22 protein-coding genes are annotated in these 21,214 nt (G+C 49.9%); 9 read left to right on the top strand and 13 right to left on the bottom strand.

The window, feature by feature from the left end; translation table 11 throughout:
- Positions 1–76 precede the first annotated feature (76 nt).
- On the bottom strand, positions 77–1,330 hold the full coding sequence (gene glyA, locus ACQ66Q_RS02100) for a serine hydroxymethyltransferase (RefSeq protein ID WP_377242017.1): 1,254 nt from the start codon (positions 1,328–1,330) through the stop codon (positions 77–79).
- 254 nt (positions 1,331–1,584) lie between these two features.
- Between glyA and dinB the strand changes: the two genes are divergently transcribed.
- A complete protein-coding gene (gene dinB / locus ACQ66Q_RS02095; RefSeq protein ID WP_430455274.1) occupies positions 1,585–2,643 on the top strand; it encodes a DNA polymerase IV in 1,059 nt (352 codons plus the stop codon).
- A 296-nt stretch (positions 2,644–2,939) separates the two neighbouring features.
- Here dinB and ACQ66Q_RS02090 read toward each other — a convergent pair whose 3' ends face one another.
- Both ACQ66Q_RS02090 and ACQ66Q_RS02085 read right to left on the bottom strand, forming a co-directional pair.
- On the bottom strand, positions 2,940–3,152 hold the full coding sequence (locus ACQ66Q_RS02090; RefSeq protein ID WP_031565533.1) for a cold-shock protein: 213 nt from the start codon (positions 3,150–3,152) through the stop codon (positions 2,940–2,942).
- A 286-nt stretch (positions 3,153–3,438) separates the two neighbouring features.
- Entirely contained in the window at positions 3,439–4,767 is a 1,329-nt protein-coding gene (locus tag ACQ66Q_RS02085; protein WP_430455273.1) for a DEAD/DEAH box helicase, read from the bottom strand.
- 131 nt (positions 4,768–4,898) lie between these two features.
- Between ACQ66Q_RS02085 and ACQ66Q_RS02080 the strand changes: the two genes are divergently transcribed.
- From ACQ66Q_RS02080 to ACQ66Q_RS02065, 4 genes are read left to right on the top strand one after another with little or no spacing between them, the layout of a single operon-like run.
- Complete coding sequence (locus ACQ66Q_RS02080) at positions 4,899–5,432, top strand: DUF2058 domain-containing protein (RefSeq protein WP_430455272.1); 534 nt, start codon at positions 4,899–4,901, stop codon at positions 5,430–5,432.
- 23 nt (positions 5,433–5,455) lie between these two features.
- Complete coding sequence (locus tag ACQ66Q_RS02075; protein WP_430455271.1) at positions 5,456–5,725, top strand: hypothetical protein; 270 nt, start codon at positions 5,456–5,458, stop codon at positions 5,723–5,725.
- A complete protein-coding gene (locus ACQ66Q_RS02070; protein WP_430455270.1) occupies positions 5,725–6,243 on the top strand; it encodes a GNAT family N-acetyltransferase in 519 nt (172 codons plus the stop codon). The genes ACQ66Q_RS02075 and ACQ66Q_RS02070 overlap by 1 nt, the downstream gene beginning before the upstream one ends.
- Complete coding sequence (locus tag ACQ66Q_RS02065) at positions 6,243–6,701, top strand: YaiI/YqxD family protein (protein WP_430455269.1); 459 nt, start codon at positions 6,243–6,245, stop codon at positions 6,699–6,701. The genes ACQ66Q_RS02070 and ACQ66Q_RS02065 overlap by 1 nt, the downstream gene beginning before the upstream one ends.
- A 20-nt stretch (positions 6,702–6,721) precedes the next feature.
- On the opposite strand, the gene ACQ66Q_RS02060 is transcribed toward ACQ66Q_RS02065, so the two are convergent.
- Positions 6,722–7,462 (bottom strand): class I SAM-dependent methyltransferase, encoded by a 741-nt coding sequence (locus ACQ66Q_RS02060; protein ID WP_430455268.1) that lies wholly within the window; start codon positions 7,460–7,462, stop codon positions 6,722–6,724.
- 101 nt (positions 7,463–7,563) lie between these two features.
- Here ACQ66Q_RS02060 and gloB point away from each other — a divergent pair, with 101 nt between their 5' ends.
- The 3 genes from gloB to ACQ66Q_RS02045 all read left to right on the top strand — a co-directional run bounded on the left by gloB (position 7,564) and on the right by ACQ66Q_RS02045 (position 10,487).
- Positions 7,564–8,331 (top strand): hydroxyacylglutathione hydrolase, encoded by a 768-nt coding sequence (gene gloB, locus ACQ66Q_RS02055; RefSeq protein WP_430455267.1) that lies wholly within the window; start codon positions 7,564–7,566, stop codon positions 8,329–8,331.
- Positions 8,332–8,409: 78 nt separating this feature from the next.
- Positions 8,410–9,981, top strand: coding sequence for a LysM peptidoglycan-binding domain-containing protein (locus ACQ66Q_RS02050; protein WP_430455266.1), 1,572 nt, complete (start codon positions 8,410–8,412; stop codon positions 9,979–9,981).
- A gap of 17 nt (positions 9,982–9,998) precedes the next feature.
- On the top strand, positions 9,999–10,487 hold the full coding sequence (locus ACQ66Q_RS02045; RefSeq protein ID WP_430455265.1) for a hypothetical protein: 489 nt from the start codon (positions 9,999–10,001) through the stop codon (positions 10,485–10,487).
- 29 nt (positions 10,488–10,516) lie between these two features.
- Here the strand turns inward: ACQ66Q_RS02045 and ACQ66Q_RS02040 are convergent, their stop codons facing one another.
- From ACQ66Q_RS02040 to ACQ66Q_RS02030, 3 genes are read right to left on the bottom strand one after another with little or no spacing between them, the layout of a single operon-like run.
- On the bottom strand, positions 10,517–10,756 hold the full coding sequence (locus tag ACQ66Q_RS02040) for a hypothetical protein (RefSeq protein WP_430455264.1): 240 nt from the start codon (positions 10,754–10,756) through the stop codon (positions 10,517–10,519).
- Between the two features lie 11 nt (positions 10,757–10,767).
- On the bottom strand, positions 10,768–11,934 hold the full coding sequence (locus ACQ66Q_RS02035; protein ID WP_430455263.1) for an HDOD domain-containing protein: 1,167 nt from the start codon (positions 11,932–11,934) through the stop codon (positions 10,768–10,770).
- Positions 11,927–13,927 carry a putative bifunctional diguanylate cyclase/phosphodiesterase gene (locus tag ACQ66Q_RS02030; protein WP_430455262.1) on the bottom strand — a complete coding sequence of 667 codons (2,001 nt, stop codon included), beginning with the start codon at positions 13,925–13,927 and terminating at the stop codon, positions 11,927–11,929. The genes ACQ66Q_RS02035 and ACQ66Q_RS02030 overlap by 8 nt, the downstream gene beginning before the upstream one ends.
- 153 nt (positions 13,928–14,080) lie before the next feature.
- Between ACQ66Q_RS02030 and ACQ66Q_RS02025 the strand changes: the two genes are divergently transcribed.
- Positions 14,081–14,935, top strand: a complete 855-nt coding sequence (locus tag ACQ66Q_RS02025) for a sensor histidine kinase (protein WP_430455261.1) — start codon at positions 14,081–14,083, stop codon at positions 14,933–14,935.
- Here ACQ66Q_RS02025 and maiA read toward each other — a convergent pair.
- The 6 genes from maiA to ACQ66Q_RS01995 all read right to left on the bottom strand — a co-directional run bounded on the left by maiA (position 14,932) and on the right by ACQ66Q_RS01995 (position 21,200).
- On the bottom strand, positions 14,932–15,576 hold the full coding sequence (maiA, locus tag ACQ66Q_RS02020; protein ID WP_430455260.1) for a maleylacetoacetate isomerase: 645 nt from the start codon (positions 15,574–15,576) through the stop codon (positions 14,932–14,934). The genes ACQ66Q_RS02025 and maiA overlap by 4 nt on opposite strands.
- Before the next feature lie 81 nt (positions 15,577–15,657).
- The gene (locus ACQ66Q_RS02015) at positions 15,658–16,677 is read right to left on the bottom strand and encodes a fumarylacetoacetate hydrolase family protein (protein ID WP_430455259.1); all 1,020 of its coding nucleotides are present in this window, start codon (positions 16,675–16,677) and stop codon (positions 15,658–15,660) included.
- A gap of 21 nt (positions 16,678–16,698) precedes the next feature.
- Positions 16,699–17,844 (bottom strand): homogentisate 1,2-dioxygenase, encoded by a 1,146-nt coding sequence (locus ACQ66Q_RS02010; RefSeq protein ID WP_430455258.1) that lies wholly within the window; start codon positions 17,842–17,844, stop codon positions 16,699–16,701.
- Entirely contained in the window at positions 17,837–18,910 is a 1,074-nt protein-coding gene (gene hppD, locus ACQ66Q_RS02005) for a 4-hydroxyphenylpyruvate dioxygenase (RefSeq protein WP_430455257.1), read from the bottom strand. Before hppD ends, ACQ66Q_RS02010 begins: the two co-directional genes overlap by 8 nt.
- Before the next feature lie 217 nt (positions 18,911–19,127).
- The gene (gene tyrR, locus ACQ66Q_RS02000; protein ID WP_430455256.1) at positions 19,128–20,690 is read right to left on the bottom strand and encodes a transcriptional regulator TyrR; all 1,563 of its coding nucleotides are present in this window, start codon (positions 20,688–20,690) and stop codon (positions 19,128–19,130) included.
- 165 nt (positions 20,691–20,855) lie between these two features.
- A complete protein-coding gene (locus ACQ66Q_RS01995) occupies positions 20,856–21,200 on the bottom strand; it encodes a 4a-hydroxytetrahydrobiopterin dehydratase (RefSeq protein WP_430455255.1) in 345 nt (114 codons plus the stop codon).
- Between the last annotated feature and the right edge of the window lie 14 nt (positions 21,201–21,214).

Here is a 21,214-nt window from a genome sequence, read left to right as displayed (position 1 = left end):
TGAAAAAACAATGGCCGCGAAAGGCGGCCATCATATCACTTCAGCCTGACAACTGTCAGGCACAGGCACGGTAAACTTATGCGTAGACCGGGAAACCAGCACACAAGGTCGAAACCTGTGCACGAACTTTTTCAATCACTGCGGCATCACCACGGCTATCCAGAACATCACAAATCAGATTGGCAACTGTCTGTGCTTCCGCTTCTTTAAAGCCACGGCGTGTGATCGCAGGTGTGCCGATACGCAGACCTGAAGTCACAAATGGTGAACGCGGGTCATTTGGTACAGAGTTTTTGTTCACAGTGATGTGCGACTGACCTAACCAAGCATCAGCTTCTTTGCCGGTGATTTCTTTGTCGATTAAATCCATCAGGAATAAATGGTTTTGTGTACCGCCAGAAACGATTTTGTAGCCACGAGCTTTCATTGCATCACACATAGCTACCGCGTTTTTCAACACTTGCTGTTGGTAAGTTTTGAATTCAGGCTGTAATGCTTCCAGGAATGCAACCGCTTTGGCAGCGATGACGTGCATCAGAGGACCACCCTGACCGCCTGGGAAAACCGCAGAATTCAGTTTCTTTTCAATCTCTTCGTTTTTACGCGCCAGGATCAGACCACCGCGAGGGCCCGCCAGTGTTTTATGCGTGGTCGTCGTCACCACATCGGCGACTGGAACCGGATTCGGATACAGGCCAGCAGCAACTAAACCAGCAACGTGAGCCATATCAACCATCAGATAGGCACCAACTTTGTCGGCGATATCACGGAAACGTTGCCAGTCGACAATACCAGAATATGCAGAAAAACCCGCGATAATCAGTTTTGGTTTGTGCTCCAATGCCAATGCTTCAGCCTGATCATAATCAATCACACCAGTTTCAGGGTGCAGGCCGTACTGTACAGCTTTGTACAGCTTACCTGATGAACTGACCGTTGCGCCGTGCGTCAGGTGACCACCATGGGCCAGGCTCATGCCCAGGATAGTGTCACCAGCATTTAACAGCGCAAGAAATACTGCTGAGTTTGCCTGTGAGCCTGAATGTGGCTGCACGTTAGCGTAGTCGGCACCAAAAAGCTCTTTTGCGCGTGCGATTGCCAAATCTTCAGCAATATCAACGAATTCGCAACCACCGTAGTAGCGTTTATGCGGGTAACCTTCGGCATATTTGTTGGTCAGCTGTGAACCTTGCGCCTGCAACACGCGTGGGCTGCAGTAGTTCTCAGAAGCGATCAACTCGATGTGATCTTCCTGACGCTGAGTTTCGTCAACAATAGCTTGCCATAATTGTGGATCAAAATCGGCAATCGACATTTCACGCTTTAACATGGTTTCTCCTGCTTTGGCACAGTCGCAAATTAAGATACAAAAACTGCGCGGTATGATACACCGGTTCAAACTGGTGTGCACTGCAAATTTAGACGTCTGAACTTCCAAACAAAGAATTCTATTGCATGCCCGAGCAGTAAAAATGGAGCCCTATACTTTATATCTTTAATTAAATCATAAGGATAGCAATCTATCCTTTACAGCTTAACAATTTCGAATATGATAACTGTATATTTAAACAGTTAGTCTAAATCATGCGCAAAATTATTCATATCGACATGGATTGTTTTTTCGCTGCAGTAGAAATGCGGGACAATCCTGCCTGGCAACATATCCCGTTGGCGATCGGTGGTAGCAGAACTGAACGCGGCGTAATTAGTACCTGCAATTATCCAGCTCGTGCATACGGCGTGCGCTCAGCCATGCCAACTGGCCAAGCATTTAAACTCTGCCCTCAACTGGTGCTGGTACCAGGCAATATGGATAAGTATAAAGCGGTCAGTACCTGCATTCAGGCCATCTTCCACCGCTATACAGATAAAGTTGAACCACTGTCTTTGGACGAAGCTTACCTCGACGTGTCCACCTGTGATTTATTTCAGGGTAGCGCTACACGTATTGCAGAACACATTCGCCAAACCATCTTTCTGGAAACTGGCCTGACCGCATCCGCGGGTGTCGCGCCAAATAAATTTCTGGCAAAAATAGCCAGCGATGAAAATAAGCCAGATGGTCTTTTTGTCATCCCTCCGGATCAGGTTAGCGCTTTTGTTGCGACATTATCTTTGCGAAAAATTCCAGGCGTTGGACAAAAGACCGCAGAAAAACTAGCGAAACTAGGGCTACACCGCTGCAGTGACGTTCTCAAAGCAGATCTGCAGATGCTGGTACGAGAATTTGGTAGTTTTGCAGAAATATTGCTTGAGCGAAGTCAGGGTCTGGATAGTCGTGAAGTGCATAACGAACGGGAGCGCAAATCTGTGGCCGTCGAGCAAACATTCAGTCAGGACCTGATGACGCCCGAGCAAAGCATGCAACCTCTGGCTGAAATGTATCAGAAGCTGGTCAGACGTATTGAACGCTGTGAGGCACAGGAACAAATCCAAAAAATCGGAATCAAGTTAAAATTTCAGGATTTCCGACAAACAACGATTGAACGACAGCACCCCGAATTGTGCTTCCATTTGCTGCAGCAGTTATTGAATCAGGCGTGGTTGCGTGGTCATGGAAAAGCGGTCAGGCTGGTAGGAATCCACGTTGGATTAAAAAGTAACGCAGCACAAGCACAGCTGGATCTAGACTGGATTCATTAGTAACGAACTTAGAGTCAAGCTCCCCCGCAGTTCCCGAATGGTAAAATGCCGTGTTCCAAATATCCGACTGGTACTAAATAGATCCCCGTTTCGTTGATTAGAATTGAGCGTGGATTTTACATTTCAAAAATTTAAGCTTGGCCAGAATGAGGTACATTTTGTGTTTGAACAACTGATGCCCCTTCAAACGGAAGAATTGACGGATTATCTAATGAGGAAAAACTAATACATTTGAGATCTGTAAAAACAAAAAACCGGCATAAGCCGGTTTTTCAAGAAACTTTCTGAGTTTGCTATTAAGCAACTACAGTTACGTTCTCTGCCTGAGGACCTTTTTGGCCTTCAGTTACTTCGAAAGTCACTTTCTGACCTTCTACCAGCGTACGACGGCCAGTACCGTTAATAGCGCGGAAGTGTACGAATACATCTTTGCCGCCTTCGCGCTCAATGAAACCAAAACCTTTATCTTCGTTGAACCACTTAACGGTGCCGGAAATTAATTGTGACATAACATTCTCTTACTTTAACTATATTTGCCTTTATAGGCGACTTAAATATTACCGGCCACGTTCGTGCTAGTACATATTACGATCCCATTATGTGTGAACCACATGGTGGGGTCAATAGGTATTACTGAACAAACGGAAAATAAAATTAACCGTGTATTGACCGTTCCTATTGTTTGTGGATTTTTACCTTTACAAACAACACATTGCCAGTAAAAGTGTTTATTTTACATTCAACTGACTTTCGGAGTTTAGCACTGATTTCTGGATAAAATGTGACCAAAAGCAATTATTTCTGCTTTTTTTTCGGTGGTGCTGCGCCATCATCACCAGATTCAAAAAACTTCGGTTTTTTCTTTGGCAAGGGACTGTCTGCAGAACGAATTTTTGCTTTTGCAGTAGCTGATCGTTGTCCCGTAGCCTTTGACGTTTTTGCAGCAATTCCGACAGGCTTTTTCTTAACTGTGCCATCAAATTTGGCTAGTAACCCTTCCACTTGTGCCATTTCAAGCGGCCGACGTAAAAATTGCTCGATTGCCGAGAATGCTACGATATCTTTTGGACCAACCAGTGAAAATGCGCAGCCCTGCTGTCCGGCACGACCCGTTCGGCCGATCCGATGAACATATTCTTCCGGATGTTTTGGTAGGTCAAAGTTGATTACATGCGATACCTGCAACAAATCCAGGCCCCGTGATGCCACATCTGTCGTGACTAGAACCTGATACTTATTAGCTGCAAACGCCTGCATGACCGCATTTCGCTGCGCTTGCGTCAGTTTCCCATTCAACCCCACTGCAGCAAATCCGGCTTTTTGTACTAATTCCGCCAGCCGGTCCGTATCTTCTCGGGTCGCGGTAAACAGAATCAACTGTCTGACAACTTCTGATTTGAGAAAATGTAATAGCAATGCTTCTTTATGCGTCAGGTTATCGGCAAAAAAACACTTCTGTGTGATGTCTTTATGCGGGTCATAGCCAGCCCCAAGCGCAACGCGATAGGGATCTCTTAAAAGAGATAACGCCAGTTCATTGACTTCGGCATGGTCAAGTGTTGCAGAAAACATCAGCGTCTGGCGTAACCGGTGTGAGGCCTGCTTGTGTATCGCATTGAGTTGCGGCATAAAACCGAGATCTAACATCCGGTCAGCTTCGTCCAGTATCAGCACTTCAAGGCCTTGCAGGAAGAAACTTTTATGTTCCAGATGATCTGCCAATCGACCGGGTGTTGCCACAATGATGTGTGGCTGACGTTTTAGCAGTTTTTCCTGATCATTAAAATTCTCGCCACCAACAATAAACGCCGGCGTGAGACGGGTATTGGCAACAAACAAACGTAGTTGCGCATATATTTGCTGTGCCAGCTCGCGGGTAGGCGCAAGGATCAGTGCGCGTGGATCTTGTGCAGACAAAGGTTTACTTCGCAACAACCGCTGCATCATTGGCAACAAATACGCCAGAGTTTTGCCGGAACCAGTTTTCGACGAAACAATCAGATCCTTGCCCTGCATCACTGCAGGTATTGCCTCTTGTTGGATTTCAGTAGGTTGAGTAAAACCTAAATGTTGAATTGAACGCAACAAACGGGGATCTAACGCGAGTTCCTGAAAAGCAGCCATATATACTCTGAATCAAAAGATAATCACGTAGTGTACTGTAAAACGTCAGCGCCGTCAGCCATGACGCTTGGCAAGTACCTGATAGCCGTGGAACAATATGTAAATTCGATTCAGGCAAACAGGAACTGACCATGAGTAAATCTCTGGCTGAACAATTGTTAAAAGCTGGTCTTGGCGATGCCAAAAAACTGAAAAATATCAAAAAAGAGCAACACAAAGAACGCGTACAGGCAGGAAAGCACGGCGTGGTCGTTAACGAAGCCACTGTTTTAGCAGAACAGGCTCGCCAAGCCCAAATTGCCCGCGATAAAGAACTCAATCAGCAGAAAAAAGCCGAAGCCGACAAAAAAGCGCTTGCGGCACAAGTAAAACAAATCATTGAAATGAATATCATCCGCGATAAAGGCGAACTTGGTTTTAATTTCACCGATGGCAATAAGATCAAAAAGATTTATGTCAGCGAAAAAGTACAGCAACAACTAGTCAAAGGTCTGATTGCGATCGCCCGTTTAGATGAGCATTATCACTTAGTACCGATCCAAATCGCCGAGAAGCTGCTGTTGCGCCAGCCTGACGCCGTCGTTTTGTTAAATCAGCAAGACGAGCAGATGCCTGCCGATGATCCGTACGCCGATTTTAAAATACCTGATGACCTGATGTGGTAATGCCACTAAAAGCTGGAGCTTAGATGTCTGTAAATCAGAGTAAGACTATGGTTGTGAGCTGGTTGCTATTGTCAGTGACCGGCGTTGTCGCCTGTTGGGCAAGTTTACTTAATGGCCAGTTTGAGACCATTTATGGTCTGCCAAGTGTGATCGGCGCAGCAATGCTGATGTGGATCCGCCAGCAACCTGACTTTTATGCGCAACCTTTTTACCGGCTAGCCTGGCAAACCAGCATGATCTTGCTGTGGTTATTGCTGGTCCCCGGTTGTTTCTATCTGGCACAGCAGCTTTGATGCAACTTTTGCGTGCGACTACAGAGCAACAATGGTCACTGGCTGAGCAGTTCAACGATGTGGCGGCATTAACGCAATGGGGCGGTGAAGGCTTTCGTTTTCCACAGCGCCACACTGAATTTTTGCAGCAACTTCAGCTGCCAGATACGCAGAGTTACGTTTTACTCGATGAACGTAAAAATCTGATGGCTTTTGGTCAGATCTGCGATCGCTTCGGCCGGTTACATCTGGCGCGTTTGTTGGTGCTGCCGGACTATCGCGGCCAACGTTTGTCCGGACAACTGATCTGCGCCCTGCTTGCGGCTGGCCTGCAATTGTGGCCCGAACGACAAGCATCACTATACGTATTTCGTAACAATCAGCCAGCGCTACGCAGCTACCTGCGACTTGGTTTTACTGAAACCCGGCAACCCGGCGCCTACCGTGCAGATCTGATGTTTATGACCCTGAGTAATTCAGCCTGTCTTTTGCTCGCAGCGAAGGCGGCATCAGCGGTTACACTTGCAGGAGTGATTTAATGGCCATCTGGATTGATGCTGACGCCTGTCCAAAGGTATGTCGCGATATGTTACTAAGGGCTGGAGAGCGGCTCAAAATAGAACTGAACTTTGTTGCTAACCACGCGCTGCCTCTGCCGCGAGCGGCATGGTGTCGACAGTTCCGCGTCGAAGCCGGATTTGATGTGGCGGATAACCTGATTGCGACTTCGGTGCGTCCCGGTGATTTGGTGATGACGCAGGATATTCCTCTGGCTGCACTCTGTGTCGAGCAAGGGGCCACAGTGCTCACGCCACGTGGCGACAAACTGGACAAAGATAACGTAAAAGCCCGTCTGGCAGTGCGCAATTTTCAGGAAGAACTGCGTGGCGCCGGTATGATCAGCGGTGGTCCACCAGCCATCGACCAACGGGATCGACAAAAATTTGGCAATGCACTAGACCAATACCTGCAGCAGTGGCAACGCACGCAGCAATAGATAACGGATTATTCGCAAAGTTAGACCCCACCTTGTTGGCGCACACTGACGCCTTTAACCGCCGGTTTAAAGCTGTTGGTCAGTTGCCATTTCGGTTTTATCGGCGTTAACGGTAGCGTGCGCTTGCGGGCAACTAACACATAGGCTGCAGCAAAATAGTTCAGATGCTGCTCTGCCCATAACCGGAATGCTGAATTCGCCTGCGATTGTGCCAACATACTGGTACAAAACAAACGTTGTTCGTATAACACTTCAAAACCAAGCAATTGCAGCCAGTCTTTGACCCGCGCCTGTGAAAAAAATCGACCAGACCAAGGCAAACGCCGATGCAGACCTGGCCAGAGTTTTAACAGTCCCATCAGGCTGTAAGGATTAAAGCCGCTCATTAGCAAATAACCATCCGGCATCAACACGCGATGCGCCTCGCGGATCACGTGATGCGGATCTTGCGTGTACTCCAGACAATGGGCTAACAAGACCGCGTCAACGGCATGCTCGATAAAAGGCAGGTCATCCGGATCCGCAATGACCGAAACCTGGTCGCCACTGCCAGCCAGATGTATTTGATGGCGAATACCACAGGCACTGGTGTCAAGCTGACAGCTCAAAGTACCGACTTTTAACAGGTGGTAACCAAAAATACGGGGCCACCACAAATTGAACTGATTTTCTAGCTGATGTGCCAGCACCTCCCCCTGCGCAAAGGCCTGCCAAGACTGTGGTACTTGGCTTAATGCATAACGGCTTAAGGCTGGTTTCATGGTCGGACTCCCTTGTATACTGCGATTGGACTGGCCGCCGGTTATTACTGAAACCGGTTTGCGACAAACTGAAGACTCACTCTGACAACGAGCACCTGCCTATGGATTTTATCCCTGAACCGATCCCGATACTGCAGGATAACTATATCTGGCTGTTGCGCCAAGGACAGCAGGCGATCATTGTTGATCCGGGTCAATGTGACGCGGTCCATCAGTATCTGCTCGCGCACCAGCTAACGCTATGTGCAATTCTGATCACGCATCAGCATTCGGACCATATCGGCGGTTTGGCGCAATTGCGCAATTATTGGCCTGATGCAGCGGTATATGTGCCAGCCCCATCGATACAAGGCGTGCAGCTGGATGGCATTCAGGTGCAGGACGGCCAATATCTACTGCCCGATGGATGGCAAACGCCGATCCAGGTAATGGCCGTACCGGGTCATACATTGAATCACCTCGCATATTTGCAGACAGGCAACCCGCCAGTACTGTTGTGTGGGGATACCTTATTTAGTGCAGGCTGCGGTCGCCTGTTTGAAGGCACCCCGTTGCAGATGTTGGCTTCACTGCAGCGCTTTGCCGCTCTACCTGCAGATACGCTGGTATGCTGTGCGCACGAATATACGCTGGCTAACCTCAAATTTGCGCTTGCTGTGGAACCAGAAAATCAGGCTCTGGTCGAATATCAGCGGTCAGCTGAAAACTTACGCGGCAACGATTTTCCAACACTGCCATCGAATATCGGTCTGGAGTTACAAATCAATCCGTTTCTGCGCTGCACGTTGCCAGAATTGCAGCAACGCTGGCAACAACCTGATCCACTAGCTTTGTTTACTTTTTTACGGCAGTGGAAAAACAATTTTTAGTCTGCTTTGCATTTGGCGCAACGGCCGTTAACATACGGCCCCTTTTGTGCCTGTTGTGGCTGAATGAGAGAAGAGTGCATGTTCAAACCCTGTTATTTGCTGCTGGGATTCTTTGTGTTAGCTGGTTGCGCCCGTCTGGACCAACATCAGGCAGCCCCGCCCAATCCTGAGCCATCCACAGCGGGTGGTCCCGAATCAACAGCAAAAGCCACAACGTCTGCGTTACCGATGTCGCCGTTAGATCCGGTGCTGCAGCATAATGAACTCGAGGCGCTGCCGGACTTGTGGCAACGCATACGCCAGCAAATGCACATCCCAGTACCGGCGCGTGCTGACGTGCAACGCGAACTCGCCTTCTATGCCAGTAAACAGAAGTTTTTTAATGAAGTTTCGGCACGCGCCGAACCCTACTTGTATTTTATTGTCAGCGAACTTGAAAAACGCCGAATGCCACTTGAACTGGCACTGCTACCCATTGTGGAAAGTGCTTATAACCCAGCAGCGCAAGGCAACGGTCCGGCCGGACTTTGGCAAATGGTGCCACAAACAGCGCGAAATTTTGGCCTGACAGTCCAAAGTGGCTATGACGGCCGCAAAGATGCGTTTAGTTCTACCCTGGCGGTTCTTGATTATCTGCAACATTTGCATGACGCCCTTGGCAACGACTGGCTCAATGCTGTAGCCGCTTACAATACCGGTGAGGGGCGAATAATGGCCGCTGTGGAGCGAAATAAAGCCCGCGGTAAGCCAACAGACTACTGGAGCCTGCAAATTCCTGGGCGATTTGTCCAAACCATGCCGAAATGGTTGGCGATGATTCAATTGATTAAAACACCTGAGACATACCAACTGGAACTTCCGGTTATTGCAAATAAACCTGCTGTCGGCATGACGCGGATTGCAGGTGCAGTGCAACTACAACAAGCCGCCGACTTAGCCGGGGTCTCATTAGGCAAACTAAAGTCTCTGAATCCCGGTTTCCGGCTGACAATGACGCCTCAGGGTAAAGACTTCCCTTTGCTATTGCCGCTTTCAGCCGTTGATGACTTTGAACGACAACGACATCTGTTGAAAAAAGTCACTGTAGTGCAAGCGGCTGAGGCTCCGAAAGCAGGGAAACGCAGTTATAAGGTAAAAAGTGGCGACAGCCTGGGTAGCATCGCAGCGAAGGCCAACACTAGCGTGAAGACTTTACGCCAACTCAATCGGCTGAAATCAGATCAACTGAAAGTTGGCCAGAGCTTGCAACTACCGGCAGGTAAATCGCCGGAGCAAACCGTGGCGCGCACTAACCGTAAAGCGCAAACTTATCAGGTCAAAGCGGGTGAAAGTTTGTGGACCATCGCACAAAAGCTTCGGATCGACAGTGAGGAGTTACGGCTATTTAACCAACTGAAATCGGGGGTTCATTTACAGCCAGGCCAATCACTGAAGGTTCCTGCATCCAGTGCCGCCCCCGTGAAGCGCAAAACAGCGGACAGCCAACGAACGCCACAGCACACGGTAAAAAAAGGCGACTCTTTAGATCGGATCGCCCGCAAATACAAAATAAAACTGACTGACTTGCTGCAATGGAATCAACTGCAGGCCGATAGTAAACTTACACCAGGTCAACAGTTGTTGTTGGCACCCAAACGCCGGCAATCCTGACACTACATGAGGTTGATATGACAAAGTTTCTAGTTATTCTGCACCTGTGCGCGCTGTTGCTTAGCCCGTTCAGTCATGCACAATTTGAACTTACCGGCCCAGTCGCACTGACGTTTGCTGATGATAGTAAAAAAAATACCGAATTCGGTTTTGCATTTCTGCAAAATGAAGGTGCCTACCAGTTCAGTGTTGGCCCGCATAAAATGGCGGTCGAAGAAGTGCCTAAACGCTATACATTGGCACTGATGCTGAACAAAGACCAACTGATCTGGGCGCGTGATTTCACCAAAAAGCCATTAAAAGGCTTTGACTGGAAAGTCGGCAAACACTCGTTGCAGTTATTTAAGCAAAAGTTACAACCAGCACGCCCCGGTGATTTCGTATTGATGATCGATGGCATGCGATACCATTTTATTGAAGGTAAACCTGCACAGATCCATTTTCATTTCGATGAGAAGGGTATTACTGAAGTTGAAGTCGAATCAATGGTACAACCCAAACGCTGAGCACAGGCAAAAGATATGACCCCAGTCATTTAACTGATAAATGACGACCTGCGCTGGGCCGGTAACTCGCGCTGTAATTGCAGCGCAGGCACCCCGCCCCACAATATCGATAATCCCGGAGCAACCGCTGTAAACCACCAGCTCATCTGATAGGGGATCTGTTGCCACCAGCAGTAAAGCATCAGTAGCAGGTGACAGCACAGGCCTAACCATCCCGTATAGAACAGCAGTGAGTTAAACCAACGTTTAGGTTGACGTAATTGCCACATGGTATCGCGCCTCAAGAGTCATTCGATGAAGTCAGAAAACTGTCTGTTAGCGCAAAACGCTCCAATGCAGCCAGATCCGGAGTAATTTTTACCCCGGTCGGATCTTGTTGTTGCAACGACAACACGTAACTAGCCAAATGTAAGATCGCCTGCAACCGATCGACCCTTGCCGACCCTTGCAAATTCAGCCGGTACATCGCCGCCGCACAAATATCTGCGGAGAATCCCCATAACGTCATCAGATAGCCGGTCAATATGCAATGATCGGCAACACCATCCTGAAACATATCCTCCTGCGTGAGCTGCTGCGTCGCCATTGGCTGAGTCGCCAGCAACGCCAGAGGACCCAATGCTTGCATCAGTCCGGCAACATAAGCTTTTTCAGCCAGTGTTGCGTCATCGCGGCATTGGCTGCGTGCCAATTGAAAAGCAACTGATGCCAGCGCGACTGCATAGTCCTGTAATTTCTGGTGCAGCTCAGGCCGGATCTTCCCCTGGTACTGTTGGTTCAGTAAAAATGCCTGCATGATGGCTTTGATCATTTCCCGCCCCAACCGGCTGACCACTTCCTGTAGATCCAGCGTTTGGCGCCGAAACCCCAGGTAGGCGGAGTTGGCCATCTGGATTAACCGCCCTGCCAATGGCGCTTCACGCTCCAATGCCCGAGCCAGCTCGCGTTGCGAACTGTCATTATCGTCCAGCAGTGCCAGAATTTGTTGGTACTGTCGCTGCTGGATGGGTAGTGCCTGCAAGGTTCCCAACTGATATCGTGCATGTTCTGAAAAAGGGCCTTCAATAATTTGCTCAGCGCGCTGAAACACGGCCAGCAAATCATGTTCAGTAAAAGGCTTGCCCAACAACATCTGCGCTGATTGCACAGCGGCCAGCATAACCGCATCATCGTTCTCAGCACTCATCAGCACTCTGATGGTTGCCGGCGAATGTGAAGCACAGAACTCCAGCAACTCTTCGCCCCGTAACGATGCATCAAGTCGGTCTGTCAGCATCAATTGCGGAGCCACTGGCTGCTGCAGTAAATATTGTGTCGCACTCACAGCATCAGCGCAGAGCTCTAACTGCCAATGCGGACAAAGCCGTTGTAACAAACGTTTAGTCGCAGCCCGGGCGGCAGTGTCAGGCTCGACAATCAGTGCCAACCAGCGATCAGCTTCAAACATCGAGATACTCCTCCCACTGCTGGCGGACCGGCTGGGCTGTTAAAAAGCGACCAAATTCAAGGGCGTTCAGCGGCTTGCTGAACACGTAGCCCTGAATGTAGTCACATTGCATCTCACGCAGTAACAGCACCTGATTCACCGATTCAATCCCTTCGGCCACGACTTGCATGCCAAGCTCATGCGCCATCCGGATCATATGTCTGATCATACTGGCACATTGCGGCGAGTCCTCAAGGTCCAGCAACAAAGAGCGGTCTAATTTCAGTTTATTCACCGGCAATTTCGCGAGGTATGCCAACGACGAATAACCAGTACCAAAATCATCCATGGCCAGTTGACAGCCCAGCTGATGCAAACTGCTTAATAACCGGCTGCTGGCGTCGATATCGGCCATCAGAAAGGTCTCGGTAACCTCTAATTCCAGCGTGTCTGGTTGTAAACCCAAACTGCTCAGGCAACTGGCGATGCGTTCAGCCAGCCGGTCATCGGTCAATTGCCGGCCTGACAGATTGATCGCAAGATTTGACAACGACAGTCCCTGCGCGCGCCAGCTATGGAGTTGCCGCAAAGCGTGTTGCATGACCCAATCACCGATGGCCTGGATCTGGCCGTCTTGCTCGGCGATTGGAATAAAAACAGCTGGCGAGATCGCGCCGTACGTCGGGTGATGCCAGCGGATCAACGCTTCAGCACTATCACAAAAACCATCGGACAAGCGGATTTTGGGTTGATAACATAACGTGAATTCCTGGCCTTCCAACGCGGCATACAGCGAATTGCTAATTTCAAAATGCTGCCGTTTTTGTGTCACCATCTCTGATTCGAATCGCAGATAAAAACCGGCCGGGTTTGCCAGATTGTGGCGGCAAGCGACATCAGCATGTTGCAGCAGTTGGCGCGCCGTAGTGCCATCTGATGGTGACACCGCATAGCCGACACAAAATGCCAATTGCACGCGGTTAAAGCTCAGGAGCAACGGTTGCCTGAATGGTTGCAGACATTGCTCTATCAACAGTTGTAGTTGGCTTTCCTGCGCTGCGCCGCGCAATACCAACAAGAATTTATCTGCCGCGACGTAGCCCAATAAAGCTTTTGGCGGCATCCGGGTTTTCAGCGCAAGCCCCGTCTGCTCGATCAATTCATCTAATTGTTGTTGGGGCAAAGAATCGCTGTATAACGCAAAATCCGGCAGCATCAGCGCAACAACAGCAAAATCGTTCTGGCCGGATGACAACAGATCTTCAATCTGTGACCGCACATCGTCCGCATTCAACAATTCGTTGACGCCACAAAACACCTGGTCGCTCAGCGGCTGTACCAAGGTGACTTTGAGCAAATAGTGGTGCAAATCCGAGATCCGGTGGCTGAAACTGAAATAGTCACCGTGGATGCCGTGCAATTGAATATCATGATCTTTTTTATGGAAAAAGCCGGCAAGCTCAATCGGATTGATGTCAACAAACAGTGCCGACAACACCTGACCGCGCAGCTCCGACGGTTGCAATCCCAGCACCTGACTGGCTGCGTTGTTAAACCGCAATACCTGACCGGTCGCGGACAACTCCAGTAGCGCCTCATTGCTCGATAGCAACAGATTGGTGCGTTGTTGCTCAGCCTGTCGCCTGTCGCGCTCGTTGAGCGCTGCAGTGATGTCTTTTAATAATTGATTATCTTCCCATGGCTTTTCCATAAAACGCCAGGCGGCGCCGCTGTTCAGGCAGGCCAATAGTGCTTCACGGTCGGCATAAGCGCTGAGAATGAGCCCAATAGTCGAAGGAAACTGCAACCTGACTTGTTGCAGTAATTCGGCGCCATTCATGTCAGGCATGCGAAAATCTGAGATCACCAACGCCACCTGCTCAGTACTCAGCAGACTCAGCGCCTGCACGCCATGTTCGGCGAGCAGGACGCGGTACCCGGCGCGTTGCAACGTGCGTTGCAAGGCTCTGAGGATAGCCGGCTCATCGTCAACCAACAGAATAGTTTTTGCCACGAACACTCCAGCCAAAATAAAAGTAAACAGCAATATATGAACATAAACAGGTGCACGCCGCTGCCGCAAGTTTTTTCCATGCCTCTTGCTCTGCGTCGTGTTGGCCCCCATGATGACATCACTGGTCACACTTCTCAAAACTGGAGTTCATGCATGTCGCAGGATCCGCAATCTCCCCAAACGCCCGCGCATTGGCAACAGACTGACCGTCTGGCGACCATGGGTATTCTGACTGCCGGCGTTGCACATGAGTTGAATAATCCAATTGGCTACATTCTCAGCAACCTGACCAGTTTTCAATTATATCTGCCGGTATTCCAGCAGTATTTTTCGCTATTGCAGCAGATTGCTGACTGTGACGACGCCACTGCTCGGCAGGAACTGCGGCAGCAGTTGGCCGTCCTCCAACAGCAGGAAAATCTGCAACTGCTACTCGAGGACACCCAAAGTTTGCTGGCTGATTCAGTGCAAGGCGCGCTGCGGGTGCGGGATTTAGTGCTGGACCTGCGGCGATTTTCCCATCCGGACCATGCTGAATTTCAGCTGCTGGAATTTAAGCCGTTGCTCAATATGGCGTTGAGATTGACCCGAAATGAACTGAAAACGCATATGACGGTATCGCAAGACACTGGGCCTGACCCACTTTGGCTGCAGGGACAACCGGCAGCGTTAACGCAGTTGCTGGTCAACTTATTGCTCAATGCATCACAAGCGATAGGCCCGACCGCTGGACAGTTGCGGATTAGCACAACCCAACTGGATAACTGGCTGCAGGTTTGTATTGAAGACAGCGGCCCCGGCATCGCCGATGAGGTACTGCCACATATTTTCACACCATTTTTTACCACCAAAGCCGCGGGTACCGGTACGGGCCTGGGTTTATCGATCTGCCAGGCCATAGTACAAAAACATCAGGGCGACATCAGTGTGAGCCGATCCGAGCTCGGTGGTGCCGCTTTTACACTGCGGTTTCCGGCCAGCAATGCACCGCAATGTGAGCGGTGCTAGTTTTGTGCATCCGGCTGTTGCTCCGGCGCTGCTGTGTTAAAAGCCGGTAGCAGCAGACACTGCTGATACACCTTTTGGATCTGCGGATACGGTGTTAAATCAACGGCAAAGCGCAACGCATTGTAGACTTGTGGCACCAGACAGAGGTCTGCCAGCGTGACCTGATCACCAACGCAGTAAAGTCCGGCCGTCAACACCAGCCGTTGTTCAAGCGCAGCAAAGCCCTGCCGCAGCCAATGCTGGATCCAATCGGTTTTTTGCTGTTCCGAGACCCCCAGAGTACCAGTTAAATATTGCAGCACCCGCAGGTTATTCAGCGGGTGAATGTCACAAGCAATATCCAGCGCCAGTGCACGCACCACTGCCGCTGTGGCAGGATCTTCCGGCAGCAGTGGCTGCTGTGGATAGACAGCATCAAGATATTCAATGATCGCCAGCGACTGATTCAGCGTCAGTGAGTCATGCTGCAGCGTCGGTACCAGCTGAGCAGGATTCAAAGCTTTATAAGGTTCAGCACGCTGCTGACCACCATCTTTTAATAAATGCACCGGGATTTGGGTTGCATCCAGCCCTTTCAAAGCCAGCGCAATACGCACCCGATAAGCGGCCGACGACCGCCAGTAGGTATACAAAGTCAACATCAGAAACTCCGTTTAAAAAAGGCCGGCAAATGCCGGCCTTTGATTTTGATTTCACTGCTATTTGATTGAACGGCCAGACGCTCAGCGTGGCTGATACTGTACAACCTGCTGGTCAATAGCACCAAAAATGCTCTGGCCTTGCCCATCCAGTACTTCCAGCCGGATCCGATCACCAAACTTCATGAATGAGGTTTTTGGCGCGCCGTCACGGATAGTTTCAATCATCCGGACTTCAGCGATACAGGAATAACCCAGTCCGCCTTCGTCAATTGAGGTGCCGTAGTCAGTACCTTGTTTGTTTGACACAGTGCCAGAGCCGATGATGGCACCCGCGCCGAGATTGCGGGTCTTGGCGGCATGCGCCACCAACTGACCGAAGTCAAAGGTCATGTCAACGCCAGCATTTGGCTTGCCAAACAGCTTACCGTTCAAGTGCGATACCAGCGGCAGGTGTAATTTCGCGTCCTGCCAATCAGTGCCGAGTTCTTCTGGTGTGACAGCCACCGGGCTGAACGCAGAAGCTGGTTTGGACTGGAAAAAACCGAAACCTTTGGCCAACTCATTTGGGATCAAACCACGTAACGACACGTCGTTGACCAACATCACTAACCGAATCTGCTGACGCGCCTGCTCCGGTGTGGATGCCATCGCGACATCACCGGTGATCACGGCAACTTCGCCTTCAAAATCAATACCGTAGTCTTCGCTGACCACATCGATTTGATCACGAGGACCAATAAAGTCATCCGAGCCGCCCTGGTACATGAGCGGATCAGTCCAGAAACTCGGTGGCATCTCTGAATTGCGCGCACGGCGCACTAATTCAACATGGTTAACATAGGCACTGCCGTCGGCCCACTGGTAAGCGCGCGGCAATGGCGATTCACAGGCCGTTTGGTCAAAGGCAAATTCGCCCTGAACAGTACCGTGATTGAGGCCCTGGTAGACCTCAGCAAGCTGTGGCGCAACCACGGACCAATGATCTAACGCATATTGCATAGTGCCGGCGATATGCGCCACCGCCACTGCTTTGGTTAAATCGCGGCTGACGACGACTAACTGGCCGTCGCGGCTGCTATTTTTCAGACTGGCTAATTTCATTTTATCTTTCCTGTCAGACTGTTACTTCGTTTCAGCTGGTTTAGTTTTCCAGCTGTTGACGTAATCCGGATTCTCAGTGGCCATGGCCGCTGCGCCCATTTCCAGCGCATCACGGGTATCCAGCATCACCGCGACTTCGTCGGTGAACTTTTTGCGATACTCGCGGCCAGCCTGGAAGGCTTTTGGATGTGGTCCATGGGTAAAACCAGCCGGATGGAAGGTCACCATGCCGCGCTCGATGTTGTCACGACTGAAGAAATCACCGGCGTGGTAAAACAGCACTTCATCGTAATCGTCGTTATTGTGGTAAAACGGCACTTTTAATGCACCCGGGTCGCTTTCAATTGGCCGCGGCACAAAGGTACAAACCACAAAACGACTGGCGACAAAAGTGGTATGGGCTGATGGCGGTAAATGATAGCGATGGCTCATCAGTGGCCGGATATCCCGCCAGTTGATCCGCATCACGGCTAAGTCGCCGTGCCAGCCGATGGCATCCAGTGGATTAAATGGATAAGTGATCACCGAGACCTGACCATGACGTTTTACATGGACCTGGGTTTGTTGCTCGCTGTACTGCGCTTTAAAGGCATCATCAATTTTTGGCGTATCCAGCATCGCCGGGTCAAAAATGGCGTGATTGCCAACCAGACCTTTTTCCGGCAGTTGATAAGAATCATTGGTCGCTTCAATCAGCAGCACAAACAGTGGTGCAGAAGTCTCCAGCCGCCAGCAGGTAGAACGTGGGATCACCACATAGTCACCATCGCGCAGGCTCAGATGGCCGTAATCGCAGAACAGTTCAGCGCTGCCTTCGTGGATAAACAGCAGCTCGTCGCCATCGGCGTTGCGGACCAGGAAATCCATCGATTGTTCAAGGCGCCATGTGCGCATTTTACAATGCGCATTGTGCAGCAAATTCGGCACTTGCCACGGCGAATTAGTTTTATCTTCGCCGATATCATTGAAGTTAAATAAGCGCGGTTTTAACGGCCCTTCCCAGTTGCTCCAGCCCGTCGGCGCATGGGTATGATGAAAATGACTGGCCGGGCCAAAAAAACCACTGCGACCGGTTTCACGTTCATAAATCGCCTGTTCCGGGAAATCGGCATGCGCCTGGCGCGAAATATCGCCTTCTTTTAACGGAAATTGCGCCCATTTACGCATCTGCTAATACCCCACGGCGGATTTGATCTTCTTCAATCGATTCGAACAAGGCTTTGAAATTCCCCTCGCCAAAGCCTTCGTTGCCTTTACGCTGGATAATTTCGAAAAACACCGGACCAATCACAGTTTTGGTGAAGATCTGCAGCAGGATCCCGTCTTTTTCCGGCGCGCCATCAATCAGAATACGTAGTTCACGCAGCGCATCCAGATCTTCGGTATGGCCTTCGACCCGTGCATTCACTTTGTTGTAATAAGTATCCGGCGTTGGCATGAAATCCATCCCACGGCTACGTAATGTCCGTACTGTTTCATAAATATCTTCCGTGGTCAGTGCGATATGCTGGATACCCTCGCCTTTGTATTCACGGATAAATTCTTCGATTTGAGATTTGTCGTCTGACGATTCGTTGATTGGAATGCGGATCTTGCCACAAGGCGCGGTCATCGCGCGGGATACCAGACCGGTCAGTTTGCCTTCGATATCAAAATAACGGATCTCGCGGAAGTTACCGATCCGCTCATAAAAACCAGCCCAGACATTCATATTGCCGCGTTTGACGTTGTGCGTCAGGTGGTCCAGCACTTCCAGACCGACGCCATGCGCCGCCATAGTCGTCTGCCAGTTGTCATAAAATTTAAAGTCGATGTCATAGACAGAGCTCTGGCCATAACGGTCGACGAAATACAGCAGGCTTGAACCAATGCCATAGACGCCCGGGATATTCAGTTCCATCGGGCCAATTTGATTTTTGTATTCCTTCGCACCGTTCGCAACTGCATGTTTCAGTGCTGCAGCGGCGTCTTTCACCCGAAAAGCCATGGCACAGACACTCGGACCATGCAGGCGGGCAAATTCTTCGGCCTGTGAATTCGGCTCGGCATTGACGATAAAGTTGATGTCGCCCTGTTTGTATAACCAGGCTTGTTTTGAGCGGTGCTGGGCAACTTCTGAAAAACCAAGTGACTGAAACAGTTCCTTTAACTGACGGATACCATCCGCGTCAGCAGCTGTGTACTCAACAAACTCAAAACCATCAGTACCAAGCGGATTGATTGGGTCAAACATGACAAACTCCGGAAAATAAATACAGGGGGATTCCTGCTATCTTGCCGTTCGCCACAGAAAAAGAAAGCTTGGCTGCTTACATACTGCTAACAGCGCAAAACAGCCGTTTTGTATCGTTTGGCATACGAAAACTGCATTTTGTCGTTTAATCGACAAAAAAGGCCGTTTTGCGGGCAAAACGGCCTTTTTCCAGTAGCGAATGCAGGACAAAGCGTAATTAAATTTTTACACTCTTGCGGTTGATACCATATTCACGCAATTTATTTGCCACTGCGGTATGACTTAAACCGAGTTTTTTCGCCAGTTGACGCGAACTTGGGTAAGCCGGGAATAGTTTTCGCAATAAACTGGCTTCAAAGCGTTTTACTGCTTCATCCAGCGTGCCGTCAAAATCTTTCTCCAGATAACCAAAATCGTTGGTGTAACTTGGCAACTGCAACTGTTCTTTGTCGAGCTCTGCGCCTTCTAGCAGCGTCACCGCGCGATACAATGCGTTCTCCAATTGCCGCACGTTACCTGGCCAGGGATATTGCTGAATGAAACTGGCACAATTTTCGGTAAGTTTTGGCGGTTTACGACCCAAGCGTGCCGCCAGACGAGCCATAAAATGCTCTGCCAGTGGCACTATATCCTGCTTGCGGTCCCTCAGCGGCGGCAGCACTAACGTCAGTACGTTCAGGCGGTAATACAAATCTTCGCGAAAACGCCCTTCCTGCACCATGCCGGGTAAATCTTTTTGTGTGGTACAAATTACCCGCACATCAACCCGCACTTCGTTTTCATCTGCCACACGGCGAAAACTGCCGTCCTGTAAAAAGCGCAACAGTTTGGTTTGGATCTCGCGTGACATTTCGCCAATCTCATCCAAAAACACGGTCCCGCGGTTGGCCTGCTCAAAAATGCCTTTTTTACCTTCGGTTGTGCCCGGAAAGGCGTTCGGGCCATAACCAAACAATTCAGACTCAGCAACATTATCCGGCAATGCAGCACAATTGACGGCAAGAAATGGTTTGCCCGCGCGGCTGCTGGCGCCGTGACATGCCCGCGCCAGCAATTCTTTACCGGTGCCGGTTTCACCGGTAATTAAAATCGGCGCGTCGAGCTGGGCCATTTTTTTCGCTTCCCGCACCACTTTACGCATCAGGTTGCTGCTGGCCTGAATCGAATTGAAGCTTTCCTGGTCGCCTTTTTTAAATGCCACCATTTGCTCACCGAGCCGGCTCTCTGATTTTAATGTGATCACGGCTCCGGCCAGAATTTCATGACCCGCCTCGGCAGGCACCATCACCGGCAGAATATCCGCGATAAATTTCTTACCATGAATTTCAATTTTGCGGGTTTGCGCCAGCACATCATCGCTTTCCAGCCAGCGCTGAAAATTAAATCCTTTGACCAAAGGCGACAGAGGTAAACCGGCAACTTCGTCGCGCTGCAGCGTCAGCGCGTCGAGGGCGGCTTCATTGATCACGGTCACATTGGCTTTGGTGTCGATCGCTATCACACCATCCGGCAGAGTTTTTAGCAGCGTGAACAGCTCATTGTGTTCACGTTCTGATGGCATAAAAGCAGTGGTTTTGACGTCCTCGACGCCTGGAATACGGCGAATTTTCGCCATGAGGTCCTGGAACTTTTCGAAATCGACCGTTGGAAAGGCAACAAACATCCGGCCTAATTCGGGATCAACTTCAATACCGCGCAGATCAATCTGAAATGACACCAGGATGTTTAATACTTCCTGAGCGATACCAACACGGTCCTGACAATGAATTTCTAAGCGCATCTGTATGACAACCTTGCGAGATGACAGGTAGTTTTATCATACGGCAAAGCACAAGCTTCGGACCAGCCCTTTTGTAAACTTTTGTGAACGTGAGCAGGATCTCAAGCTAAATTCAACGCGAAAAAAAAGCTGCCGGGGCAGCTTTTCTCAACGGTACATGCTGGTTTACTCAGTCGCTAGCAGCGCATCCGTTTTGGCAGCACAAATAAAGTCATTTTTATGCAAGCCTTTGATGGAATGTGACCACCAGGTCACGGTCAGTTTGCCCCATTCCAGTAGCAATGCCGGGTGATGGCCTTCTGCTTCGGCCAGTTCCGCCACTTTGTGATGGAAAGCCCAAGCCAGCTTAAAGTTTTTAAACTTGTATTCGCGTTCCAGTTGCAAAATGCCATCCCGGACCACCGGAGTCCAATCCGGAATTTGCCGCATTAGTTGCGGTAATTCTTCATCCGATACTCGTGGTGCATCGGCACGGCACGCTTCACATTTTTGTCTGGCAAGTTCAGTCATTGTTGTACTCATTT

The sequence above is a fragment of the Rheinheimera sp. genome, from assembly GCF_965283995.1.
Classification (GTDB): domain Bacteria; phylum Pseudomonadota; class Gammaproteobacteria; order Enterobacterales; family Alteromonadaceae; genus Pararheinheimera.
The sequence above is the reverse complement of the archived record's forward strand: the minus strand, read 5'-3'. Positions and strand labels throughout refer to the sequence as shown.

What these genes read in the sequence shown, in the direction of transcription:
- ACQ66Q_RS02010 (WP_430455258.1), bottom strand. Translation starts at nt 17,844, where the DNA reads ATGCGTAAATGGGCGCAATTTCCGTTAAAAGAAGGCGATATTTCGCGC.
- ACQ66Q_RS01995 (WP_430455255.1), bottom strand. Translation starts at nt 21,200, where the DNA reads ATGACTGAACTTGCCAGACAAAAATGTGAAGCGTGCCGTGCCGATGCA.
- ACQ66Q_RS02070 (WP_430455270.1), top strand. Translation starts at nt 5,725, where the DNA reads ATGCAACTTTTGCGTGCGACTACAGAGCAACAATGGTCACTGGCTGAG.
- ACQ66Q_RS02075 (WP_430455271.1), top strand. Translation starts at nt 5,456, where the DNA reads ATGTCTGTAAATCAGAGTAAGACTATGGTTGTGAGCTGGTTGCTATTG.
- ACQ66Q_RS02025 (WP_430455261.1), top strand. Translation starts at nt 14,081, where the DNA reads ATGTCGCAGGATCCGCAATCTCCCCAAACGCCCGCGCATTGGCAACAG.
- ACQ66Q_RS02050 (WP_430455266.1), top strand. Translation starts at nt 8,410, where the DNA reads ATGTTCAAACCCTGTTATTTGCTGCTGGGATTCTTTGTGTTAGCTGGT.
- ACQ66Q_RS02040 (WP_430455264.1), bottom strand. Translation starts at nt 10,756, where the DNA reads ATGTGGCAATTACGTCAACCTAAACGTTGGTTTAACTCACTGCTGTTC.
- hppD (WP_430455257.1), bottom strand. Translation starts at nt 18,910, where the DNA reads ATGTTTGACCCAATCAATCCGCTTGGTACTGATGGTTTTGAGTTTGTT.
- ACQ66Q_RS02045 (WP_430455265.1), top strand. Translation starts at nt 9,999, where the DNA reads ATGACAAAGTTTCTAGTTATTCTGCACCTGTGCGCGCTGTTGCTTAGC.
- ACQ66Q_RS02065 (WP_430455269.1), top strand. Translation starts at nt 6,243, where the DNA reads ATGGCCATCTGGATTGATGCTGACGCCTGTCCAAAGGTATGTCGCGAT.
- maiA (WP_430455260.1), bottom strand. Translation starts at nt 15,576, where the DNA reads ATGTTGACTTTGTATACCTACTGGCGGTCGTCGGCCGCTTATCGGGTG.
- ACQ66Q_RS02085 (WP_430455273.1), bottom strand. Translation starts at nt 4,767, where the DNA reads ATGGCTGCTTTTCAGGAACTCGCGTTAGATCCCCGTTTGTTGCGTTCA.
- ACQ66Q_RS02015 (WP_430455259.1), bottom strand. Translation starts at nt 16,677, where the DNA reads ATGAAATTAGCCAGTCTGAAAAATAGCAGCCGCGACGGCCAGTTAGTC.
- ACQ66Q_RS02060 (WP_430455268.1), bottom strand. Translation starts at nt 7,462, where the DNA reads ATGAAACCAGCCTTAAGCCGTTATGCATTAAGCCAAGTACCACAGTCT.
- gloB (WP_430455267.1), top strand. Translation starts at nt 7,564, where the DNA reads ATGGATTTTATCCCTGAACCGATCCCGATACTGCAGGATAACTATATC.
- glyA (WP_377242017.1), bottom strand. Translation starts at nt 1,330, where the DNA reads ATGTTAAAGCGTGAAATGTCGATTGCCGATTTTGATCCACAATTATGG.
- dinB (WP_430455274.1), top strand. Translation starts at nt 1,585, where the DNA reads ATGCGCAAAATTATTCATATCGACATGGATTGTTTTTTCGCTGCAGTA.
- ACQ66Q_RS02090 (WP_031565533.1), bottom strand. Translation starts at nt 3,152, where the DNA reads ATGTCACAATTAATTTCCGGCACCGTTAAGTGGTTCAACGAAGATAAA.
- tyrR (WP_430455256.1), bottom strand. Translation starts at nt 20,690, where the DNA reads ATGCGCTTAGAAATTCATTGTCAGGACCGTGTTGGTATCGCTCAGGAA.
- ACQ66Q_RS02080 (WP_430455272.1), top strand. Translation starts at nt 4,899, where the DNA reads ATGAGTAAATCTCTGGCTGAACAATTGTTAAAAGCTGGTCTTGGCGAT.
- ACQ66Q_RS02035 (WP_430455263.1), bottom strand. Translation starts at nt 11,934, where the DNA reads ATGTTTGAAGCTGATCGCTGGTTGGCACTGATTGTCGAGCCTGACACT.